The 10,071-nt window shown below is 57.3% G+C and carries 10 protein-coding genes; 2 read left to right on the top strand and 8 right to left on the bottom strand.

Annotated features, from left to right (window positions below):
* Positions 1-546: 546 nt before the first annotated feature.
* The 7 genes from QNK41_RS02995 to QNK41_RS02965 all read right to left on the bottom strand — a co-directional run bounded on the left by QNK41_RS02995 (position 547) and on the right by QNK41_RS02965 (position 7,349).
* Complete coding sequence (locus QNK41_RS02995) at positions 547-1,359, bottom strand: mechanosensitive ion channel family protein (RefSeq protein ID WP_319253603.1); 813 nt, start codon at positions 1,357-1,359, stop codon at positions 547-549.
* 9 nt (positions 1,360-1,368) lie between these two features.
* Complete coding sequence (locus QNK41_RS02990) at positions 1,369-2,592, bottom strand: hypothetical protein (protein ID WP_319253601.1); 1,224 nt, start codon at positions 2,590-2,592, stop codon at positions 1,369-1,371.
* Positions 2,593-3,084: 492 nt separating this feature from the next.
* Positions 3,085-4,161: a hypothetical protein gene (locus QNK41_RS02985; RefSeq protein WP_319253599.1), complete on the bottom strand. Its 1,077-nt coding sequence runs from the start codon at positions 4,159-4,161 to the stop codon at positions 3,085-3,087.
* Positions 4,162-4,165: 4 nt separating this feature from the next.
* Positions 4,166-4,564: a hypothetical protein gene (locus tag QNK41_RS02980; RefSeq protein ID WP_319253598.1), complete on the bottom strand. Its 399-nt coding sequence runs from the start codon at positions 4,562-4,564 to the stop codon at positions 4,166-4,168.
* A 181-nt stretch (positions 4,565-4,745) separates the two neighbouring features.
* A complete protein-coding gene (locus QNK41_RS02975; protein WP_319253596.1) occupies positions 4,746-5,918 on the bottom strand; it encodes a hypothetical protein in 1,173 nt (390 codons plus the stop codon).
* A 372-nt stretch (positions 5,919-6,290) separates the two neighbouring features.
* Positions 6,291-6,659, bottom strand: coding sequence for a hypothetical protein (locus QNK41_RS02970; RefSeq protein ID WP_319253594.1), 369 nt, complete (start codon positions 6,657-6,659; stop codon positions 6,291-6,293).
* Between the two features lie 33 nt (positions 6,660-6,692).
* Positions 6,693-7,349, bottom strand: coding sequence for a GntR family transcriptional regulator (locus tag QNK41_RS02965; protein WP_319253592.1), 657 nt, complete (start codon positions 7,347-7,349; stop codon positions 6,693-6,695).
* Positions 7,350-7,559: 210 nt separating this feature from the next.
* On the opposite strand from QNK41_RS02965, the gene QNK41_RS02960 reads away from it, so the two are divergent.
* Together QNK41_RS02960 and QNK41_RS02955 are read left to right on the top strand one after the other, a co-directional pair.
* On the top strand, positions 7,560-8,081 hold the full coding sequence (locus QNK41_RS02960) for an isochorismatase family cysteine hydrolase (RefSeq protein ID WP_319253590.1): 522 nt from the start codon (positions 7,560-7,562) through the stop codon (positions 8,079-8,081).
* A complete protein-coding gene (locus QNK41_RS02955; protein ID WP_319253588.1) occupies positions 8,078-9,406 on the top strand; it encodes a nicotinate phosphoribosyltransferase in 1,329 nt (442 codons plus the stop codon). Before QNK41_RS02960 ends, QNK41_RS02955 begins: the two co-directional genes overlap by 4 nt.
* Positions 9,407-9,551: 145 nt before the next feature.
* Here the strand turns inward: QNK41_RS02955 and amrB are convergent.
* A partial coding sequence (amrB, locus tag QNK41_RS02950; protein ID WP_319253586.1) for an AmmeMemoRadiSam system protein B occupies positions 9,552-10,071 on the bottom strand: 520 nt, incomplete at its 5' end.

Genomic DNA, 10,071 nt, shown 5'->3' with positions numbered 1-10,071 from the left:
GGAGAGTGTGGTTTATTGAATTTCATTCGAGGCCAAAGCGCGTGTGGCCACAACAAATCGTTTTCTGACGATAGCGTGTCAACCAAACGACCGACTTCCGCTGATGCGACCGGGTACTCACGTCTATGAATGTTGACAACGTTCATTAACCTTCTCGCCTAACAGTGGCAATACGTGGAAAAGTTTCCATGTATTGGCGTATTGCGTGTGAAAGGTGGAAAATGCGTTTTTAAATTTTCCACCTTTTGTTTTTAGGACATGCCAATAACCCTATTCAATCCCCGAATTATTGCCTTTTCAATTCTGAAAAAACTAAATCAATCAACTCGCGGTGGATTCGGTTTTTTTACACACTACCTGGTGAAGGTATCGTTGGCACGTCTTTTATCCAAAATGACAAAAGCGATTATGTATTAACCGGAACAGTATGGCTGGATCTTTTTTGAGAATATAGCATAGTTCCCATCCATCAGGTCTTTTTTTAAAAATCCACGGGTCTTCTTAGAACGCCTGGGGTTCATACCCCGCTGTTCGCGGCGGGCTATCTTATGAAGGTGCCTGCGAGACGGCGGGCATGGCGGCAAATTCCACACCCAATTCAATCAGCACGGCTTTGCCGCGAACGGTCAGATCGGTGATGAAATGAAACTGCTGGCGCGGATCGATCGGGTAGGCCTTTAGGCGATAGTGCGTTCCCCAGGGCTTTTCCAGAACGATCACGTTGATCGGCTTGTCGATCTGCAGAAACGCGCTAGTCAATGCCACATCGTGGAGTGTGTGCTTGACCTGCTCCGCGTCGTGGCGGGGATGGAGGTAGAAGTCGGCGACACATAACAGATTCTGCCCACCGTCATTGGCGTTGAAAATAAGCTGGTCCCATAATTTTAGGTGGGGGATAACCACCACAGTATCGTCAGGGGTGACGATTTCGGCACTGCGCATGTCGATGGATTTTACTTCGCCATAGGCCCCGTTGACCTCGATCCAGTCGCCGGGGCGATAGGGTGCTTCATATAGGGTCACGACGCCGGCGATCAGGCTACTGACGTAATCCTTGAATGCAAAGCCAAGGGCCAGCCCTATGGCTCCCAGCGATACCATCAGGTTCTCGATGGTCGGTTCGATCACGCGGGTGACCGTCAGCACTGAGGCGCCAATGATAACCAACAGCCGCAGCACCGGCACCGAGGCCAGCAGATAGAAACGAAACCGGCTGGAAACCCTGTTGGCCAGCAACGGCAGGAGGCGCGTGCTCAATGTGATCAACAGCCAGGCCCCGAACACAATCAATCCGATCTGAACGAGATTGGCCTGACCCAACGTGCGAAAAATGGCGGATACATCACCCGAGCCGTTCATACTTATCTCCTAAAATTGATCAAGTAGGTAGTCGCCTGCCTGAAGGAAATGGCGTACCGCCGGATAGCCTTGCGGTGTGACCTGCCAGACCGTCTCATCCTGGGCCACCAGCCCACTCTCTTCCAGATGAATCAACGTTCCCATAGTCTGGCCGGGCGACAGGGGCAGCAGCTGCTCCATCAGTTCCATGGGCAACCCGTTATGCAGCAGCAGGGTGTGCAGGACAAACGCCTCATCGCGACCGGCACCGGAAGGAAGGCAAGGGTGGGCAATCTGGGACCAGGGCGTCACCCAAATGGTCTGGTTCGCGATCCGGTATGCAGCGTCGTCACCCTTCCCATTAGGCTTTTCATCCAGTTCGGATTGCAGGTTGGCGTGCCAGATTGCATGGGCGATCCCGCATATTCCCCGACTGTGGGCCGCCAAAAGCTGTAGAAAATTGCTGGTTTCACCGGATGTCTCTTCGGCATCCGGCGGCGGCAGGACGTCTCGGCCGTCCTCTGATTGAAGAAAGCGCAACGGTCTGTCGCCAGAAGCATCGGCCAGCTTTCGGAAGTGCCGCGCCAGGCGAGTTTCGTCGAAGGCCTGGAGGGTTACGGTGACGGGCACCCGTCCGCGCCAGACGTGACGCAAAAAGGACCAGGCCCAGCTGTCACAACCGATGATGCCGCGCCCCAGGTTGCCGGCATAAGCGTTTGCCAGAAAGCGGCGCACCAGGGTTAAGCCCTCGGGGTGACGCAGGTAGGCGCGCTCTAAGCAGGGAAAAACCCAGGCGGTGCCATCGCCGATCTGTCTGGGCGGCCAGGTTTCGTCGCCGGCCAGTATCTGCGTTGTCGTGGGTGGGGAGACAATCGGCCATTGCTGGCGCTGTGCCCAGGTGGTAAGCGTCTCGCAATGACCGTTGTGGGGCGGTCCGACCATGACAATGACCGGTGAAACCGGCTTTTCCTGCGCCAGCCAGTCTTTTAGTTCAACGTCCAGCGCCTCTGACGGATCGTGCCATTCGGGAGCGGGTGCGATGCATTCGAGCTGCCAGTCAGGCAACGCCTGGATGTTCTCTGTCCCTTCGAGAGGCGGTTCCTGCTCCTTTTCGCCGCGTCCAAATAGGCGCCGAAAAAAGGTGAGCCGTTCCCTTACGCTTTGCGTTACGGGTGGGGCAGGGGGCTTGTACTCGGCAATGGGAACATAGTCCCAGAGCAGTGGCGCTTCTTTTTCCTTTTCAGACGTGGGCATCTTCATCGGCTCCGCATCATTTGTTCAGTGGTCGTTTTTGTACTTTGCATGGTGGCGTCCGGCCCGGCAATCACACCCGACCATCGGATCGGCGGGGCAATTTAACTGACCGGTCTTCTCCTGGTTGTTAAATTCCTTTACTGCAGCCAAACGATCCCGGATAAGGATGCCCGTGATGGGACAGAGCATGAGCAGCCAGTTAACGCCGGGATAGCCAGCCGCTTATGCCGGAAGCACGGTTGACAGTAAGGCTGGTGGCACGTTCCCGAATGTTACGGGTCATTACAGGCAGAAAACGTCGGCAAGGAGCTTTACGGGTGCATCGACTCTAATTGAAATCGAGGATCGTTTCAAGCCAAGAAATACCGCGCGATCATCCAAACGGCGGCTGCCGTCAGGGACGCCAGACCGGTTCTAAGGAGAAAAATGGTGAGGCCGATTCATGCGGGGTTTTCTCCCGGCCGTGCCTGAGACACAATGGATGCCGGGTTACTATCTGGCTATGTTGAGTGATCCGGTCATCGCGGCAATGAAACAACTCCCGCCGCCTCCGCCATCGGAAAGTGGCGCGCCGGCTGTTGTCCTCGGCAACGAGGAGGCGGACCATCCGATATCCTGCATCAATGCCGCGGCCAGCCCCACGTCGTGGGTTGCACCCGTGAGCGACGGCTCCATCAGTTCGTCTGGACTCAGTGCGGTGCTGAAGTGTGATACCGATGAGCCGGGGTCTTGCGGGTCGGGGGCAAACATCTCCACGTGGCCGCTCGGGTGGCGGCCTGAAATCAATCCGCCGCTTTGGGCAACCACATCTGGGCCGACCCAATGGAGGTTTCCCGAATCGACGCTCGCTGAAACACGCGCCTCATCAGTCATTTCGGGATAAAGTTCTCCGGTCGAGTGATTTTCCAGCCATAGCATGAAAACGTCGTCAAAATTATTGAGCTTGGTGCCGGTGCCGAGATTCACGAATGTTTGAAAACCAAGGCCGTGACCCAGTTCGTGCAGCACAACGCTGACAAAGTCGATGGCTCCCGCAGGCGGATTTCCATCCAGGCCGTAGTACCAGACTTTTGGAAATGCGCAGGCCGGATCGTCTATGGCGCTGTTGAAAATGGCGTCGATGTCATCCATTCCCGGCGCCAGGTCGGCTCCTGCCAGTGCGTTGGCCAGCGCGGCAGGATACCATGTGTTGACCACCGGCGCCCCTGTGAAGTCGCGGTGCACCGTGTTCGTGCCTGCAGCACCGAGGCTGGCAGTCGTGGCTTCACACGGCTGCGGATCGAATGTTGCGCCGACGACGATTGCCTGGCTGCTGTCGAGCAGGCCGGCCCATATTAAAGCCGCGTGCTCGAAGGCGACGAACCGCTGATCCCCAAGGGTTGCTCCGGTATTTCCGCCGGCGGTCGAGGCCGGGTCAGGGGCACCGGGATCGTTGAATCCCTCGCCTGGCGCGTCAAGAACATCGATGACGATGATTGCCTGAGCATGGATAAGGCCGGGGGTTCCAAGGGCCACAGCTGTCACGGCAGCCACCAGAAGCGCAACCGGTAATCTTTTGCGATTCTGCATGGTTTCACTCCATCTTGCCATTGGCCGGGTGTTCGATCATTGTTTTGCCCTTCCCCTCGACGGTTGCCGCAATCGGGCTTTGAAAACGGCCCTTCAGATCGATCATCATCCCCCCGCCCGGCACGGGGCTTGACGCTTCTTCCATCGTTTCTGCGGAGATACTGAAGGCGGACGGTTGGATGGACTCGCTTGCGGCAGGTGTTTCCTGCTCAGGCGGGCTGACGAGTTCACCGGTCTCGGGATCGATGTATGCCCGCTGGGCAGTGCCCGTCCGTGATTGCTGTTGGGATGCTGTCGCGCTGGTCTTGGTTTGTCCCACGTCCTCAATGGTGGACGGCGTGCGCCCATTTGTGCAGTGGGTGCAAAAAGCCAATACAAGCATAAACAAGGCAAACCGTTTCATTTCAGCAATCCTTTCCTGGAGCCCGGACACGCGATAACCCATTCACGCTTTAAAACATAATACACGAAAGTATGAAAATCACGGTCCCATCTTTCCGTATCAGGGGTGATTATTTTTAATAACAGCGGTTTACCTGTTAAATCAGGACATCATACTGAGAATTGATTTCGCTGGAATGGTTTTAGCGGTTTCCCGGAGCGGAAACAGCGTTGAGGTGATCCGCATCTTCCCACCCGAATGGATCGCCGATAACCAGCGATCCCGCCACCAGGCACGCCAGCCCGAAAGGCAGGTATCCGCCGTATCCCAGAATCGGCATTTCGAACAGGTGAAAGCGTTGTACGAAGGGGATGGTGTAGGTCCAGCGGGCCAGACTGAAGTAGTTCCACATCTCCCAGAAGAACCCGCAGGCCAGGGCCGCCAGGGCCGGAACCACCAGCGGCCGCCAATCCCCGTGCCTCAAAGGATAGAGCAGCGTGTGCCGGCCGGCCAGCGCCTGGATGGACAGGACGATGATCAATGGCGATACCCACAGCAAGGCAAAGAGCTGATCCGGGAAGATGCCGATCAGGGCCAGCCCGAAGCATGCGGCCAGCAGGCAAATTACGGGAATCCACCGGGAGGAAGGCAGATGGTACGGCCGGCAGCGTGCCAGGCCCTTTCCAAGGGCGGGAAAGGTGAGCAGCAGGTCGATCATGCTGAGCACCCCGGGCAGCACCGTGGCAAATGCCAGGCTGGAGTAGTATGAGTACTCTTGGGGCCCCATGCCTTCGATGCCAGTGTAGTACCAGTTCTGGACGAAGCGGTTGAGGTATTCGAAGAACCCCCAGAATCCGGCACTGGCCGGAAAGAGCAGCAGAAACCGAAGCGGCCGGCGCAGCACCAGGCAGCTGCCACTGCGTTTGACTGCAAGGGCATTGACGGCAAGGATGAAGCCGGCCCAGATGGGCAGGAAGGTGTGGGGCTGGAGGATCCAGAACCAGGTGAACCGCTTCCAGGCCAGGAGCCAGAAGGCCAGGCAGAGGGCCATTCCGGCCCAGCCCCACCAGGGAAAGCGCCTGGGGTGTTGAAAACCTGCAGTGGTGGTGGCCATTTTCAACGCCCGGGGAAGATCGGGCCTCTTGGTTGCTTCCCGTTTATTTTGCCGGCCATGGTGAATGGCCCACAACAGACCGCCGATCAACAGCAGATCGGCAAGGACAAAAAAGCAAAACCACGGCCATGAAAAACCGGCGTGCGAGACATAGCGGGTGGTCGGCGGCATCTCCAGGTAGGGTGCGGGATCCCGCCCTGCAGCGATGATGCCCAGCAGCGGAAGGCCGGCCAGCAGCAGGACAAAAAGGGACCATCGCAAGACAGCTCCTCCCGTAGGTAAACGCTGACGCATCCGTTGTTTGTCCTATTCCGATTTAAACAATTGAACCCTCCCCGCGGCAAGCCGCGGGGAGGGTTCACCGTAAGGATGAAAGTCTATTTTCAGTTCGCTCGCTAACCCCGCCGCACCGGTGCTCGGTATCTCTGCTTCGCTCCGACAAGCGGCGAGGAATGCGCTCACTATCGCGGTTCAATTATTGATACCTCGCATAAAGCCGCATTCCCCGAGGGCTTCTTAAAAAGCCCGAGATCCAGGCTTGCGAGTCCTGAGGAAAGAGGCGTACACAGAGTACTCCGAATTGACGAAGGATGAAGCGTAACGCCGATATCGGGCTTTTTAAGAAGCCCTCAATTATTGAATCCAGGAGATAACTACAGTCCCCAAGACCAGGGCGATGATCCCCACCAGCCGGTATCCCTGGTCCGAAAACGTCTCCACCCAATCTTTGCTGATTTCGAACAGGCCGCCGGGGTTGAAATAGATCAGAACGCCTTTGACGATTCCCAGAATACCGATCAGCCTGATAAATCCGCTGTGGGTGGTCGACGATGCGGCAAAGAGCAGCAGCAGGCCGAAAACGGCGGGGATGATGGCCAGCATTTTACGGTCCAGGCGGTTCATCATCCCTTTGAAATAGGCCTTGTAGTCGTCCGTGTACAGGATGGCGATCGCCCCGGCCGCAATCCACAGGAACCCCAGCAGATAGATGATGTATTTCATACGTTTCCTCCTATTTTGATAAAACCAGAGACGTTATAATTTAACCTCGCCGGGCACCCTCAGATACTTGGCGCGGATTCGGTCGAAGTGGCGTACCAGGGCGTCGCGCCGCACGCGTGCCGTTTCCATGCCGTCCCTGGCTTGCATGCCGGCCAGGGTGGCCTCGATTTCGTCCAGCATTTCCCGGACCTCCTGCTGCCAGTCGCCCTTGTCGAGGGTGACGTACCACAAGCGGAAGGTCAGGGTGTAAAGATGGTCGGACACGGATTGGAGTATCGGATTGCCGGTGGCGTCATGGACGATTTGGCGCAACCGGCGGTCGATTTCCACCAGGGAATCGGGCGCTTTGTGTCCAGTCAACAGCTCGCAATCTTCACGAATCCCGCGGATCGCTTCCAGGTGGTCATCCGTGGCCAGTTCCGCACAGAGCCGGCCCACCTCCCCTTCGATGCCCAGGCGGGTCTGGTAGGTGTGCATCATTGTCTGAAATTCGATTTGGGTGACCATGGTGCCCGTGCGGGCGATGATGCGGGCCAGCTGCTCCCAAGACAGCCGGTATAGCACCTCGCGCATGGGGGTTCGGCTGACGCCGAATTCCTTGGCGAGGACATTTTCATTGAGGATCTGCCCCGGTGCATACTCCAAAAAGAGAATCCGGCGCTTGATTTCCCGATAGACGTCAGGGTTCATGCAAATAAAGCTTTCTTGCCTGCAGATCGATATGCCAGTGGTTTGGAATTACCAAGAACCATTAGTACCAGTGACGCAAGGCTTAATCAACACCACTCGTTCGAAAAGGGTTCAAGTGTTTTATATTGCAATGTTTACAAATGATTATTTGAGGACTATTTTGGCTCAATCAATCGACGGGCAAACGAACGCCCGGAAAGGCGGGTTTTCTTGATCAAAGCGGCATTGATCGTCGTTGACATGCTCAACGATTTCATTGACCTAAAAGGCGCCCTGTACTGCGGGCAGGGCGCCCGTGATATTGTCCCCTTCGTGCGACTGCGGCTGGAGGCCCACCGACGGGCGGGCAGCCTGGTGGTCTACCTTCAGGACGCGCACGCCAAAGACGACCGGGAGTTTGAAAAGTTCCCCCCCCACTGTGTCGCCGGCACCTGGGGCAGCCAAATTATCGAAGCGCTTGCCCCCCAGCCCGGCGAACGGGTGCTGCCGAAAACCCGCTACAGCGGCTTTTACGGTACCGACCTGGAAACGATCCTGGTTGCCTATGGTCCCGAGGAAGTGGAAGTGGTGGGCGTGTGCACCTCCATCTGTGTGATGGACACCGTGGGCGGTCTGGCCAACCGGGACTACCGGACCCTCGTGCCGCGTGACGGCGTGGCCGATTTTGATGCCGAGGCCCACAGCCATGCCCTCAAGCGGATGGACCGGTTGTACGGAGCGACCATCCAATGAGTTTCCCCGAGTTCCCCGGGCCCCTTTTCACCGATCTTTACGAACTGACCATGGCGGCCGGATACTTCGACCGGCATATGGATGACCCGGCGACTTTCTCCCTGTTTGTGCGGCCCCACCCCAGGCGGAACTATTTCGTGGCTGCCGGGCTTCAGGCGGTGGTGGAGGCGCTGACCCGTTTTCATTTCAGCGATGAGGAGATCGACTGGCTGGCGCAGACCGGCCGGTTCAACCGCGAATTCCTGGCCCACCTGTCCACACTGAGATTCACCGGGGATGTCATGGCCATGGCCGAAGGGGAGATCTTCTTTCCCGACGAGCCCGTGATGGAGGTGACGGCGCCCCTGATTCAGGCCCAGATCATCGAGACCTACCTGATCAATACCCTGGGTGTTGCCAGTATGATGGCCACCAAGGCGGCCCGCTGCGTGCATGCCGCTTCCGGCCGGCCCATCGTCGACTTCTCCCTGCGCCGTACCCAGGGCAGCCATGCGGGAATGGCGGTGGCGCGGTCGTCCTATATTGCCGGCTTTTCGGGCACCAGCAATGTGCTGGCCGGCAAGACCTGGGGTATCCCCATCTCCGGTACGATGGCCCATTCCTTCGTGACTGCATTTGAATCGGAAACCGATGCCTTCGAGGCCTATGCCAATCTGTTTCCGGACAGTGCTGTTTTTCTCATTGACACCTACGACACGCTGCAAGGGGCTGGGGCTGCCGCCATGGTGGGCAATCGCATGCGGCAAAAGGGGAATGCCCTGCAGGGAGTCCGGCTGGACAGCGGGGAAATGATTGTCCTTAGCCAGCAGGTGCGCCGGATACTGGACGAGGCGGGTTTGCCGGAGGTGAAGATTTTTGCCAGCAGCGGTTTTGACGAGTATGCCCTGGAGCGCCTGATTGCAGGCGGTGCCCGTATCGATGCCTTTGGCGTGGGCACCCGCATGGGCGTGTCAGCCGACGCGCCCTACCTGGATATGGTTTACAAGATGGTGCGGCTTGGCGTTCGGAATGTGCGCAAAGTCAGCGAAGGCAAAATCACCCTGGCCGGTGAAAAGCAGGTGTTTCGCCACACAACTGCCGATGGCCGTTTTCTTGGAGACGTCATCGGTGTGAGGGGTGAAACGGTAAACGGTGCCACCGCATTGTTGCGGCCGACCATGGAAATGGGCAGACCCGTGGGGCCGATGCCGACGCTGGAGGAAATCCGGGTACGTTTTGCCAGGAACTTCGAACGACTGGATCAGCGCTACAAATGTCTCGACGATGCAAAACCTTATCCGGTGCGGGTCAGTGAGCGGTTGGAAGAGATACAGAAAGAATTATAAGTGAAAAGGGTCCAAGGGTTCAAGGATTCCAGGGGTCGAGGGTCTTTTTTCCATTGATTTTAAAAGGTTTTTTCATTCGTTCTACTTCTGATATGCTGGCTTTAAGGCGCTATAATTCTTTGGTGTCACACTTGACCCCTGTTTTTTAAAACAGCATCCCCACATACCCCACGAAGCTGTCTCCCGGGCTTTTGTCGTAGCTGGTGGCGTAGGCCAGCTCGTGGGCCTTTTTGGCGCCCATGGCCTTGCCGACAGTGATGGCGGCGGCCGCAGCCCCGCAGCAGCAGGCATTGTCGTTGCTGAGGCCCTCGCGGATCACGGCTTCCGGGTCCATGCGGATCATGGCATCGATCACGCGCCGGTCGTTTTCATCACGCACCCAGTCCACGGCTTTTGAACCGGCGCCCTTTGAGGTGAAGCCGTAGTTGGGGCCGTAGTGGGTAAGATCCGTTGACCCGATGACAACCATGCTCAGATCCAGTTTCCGGGTTGTTTCCACAACTGAATTGGCAAGTGCCAGCGTTTCGGCCGTCGGCGGTACGCCCATGGCTACGACCCGGGCGTCCTTGAAAAAATAGCGGATAAAGGGCATCTGAAGCTCGATGGTGTTGTCCTGTTGGGACTGGGTGGGGGTTTCCAGCTGAAAGGCAAACTGGCGGGTCAAT

The organism is Desulfosarcina sp., from assembly GCF_033791525.1.
Taxonomy (GTDB): domain Bacteria; phylum Desulfobacterota; class Desulfobacteria; order Desulfobacterales; family Desulfosarcinaceae; genus Desulfosarcina.
The sequence above is the reverse complement of the archived record's forward strand: the minus strand, read 5'-3'. Positions and strand labels throughout refer to the sequence as shown.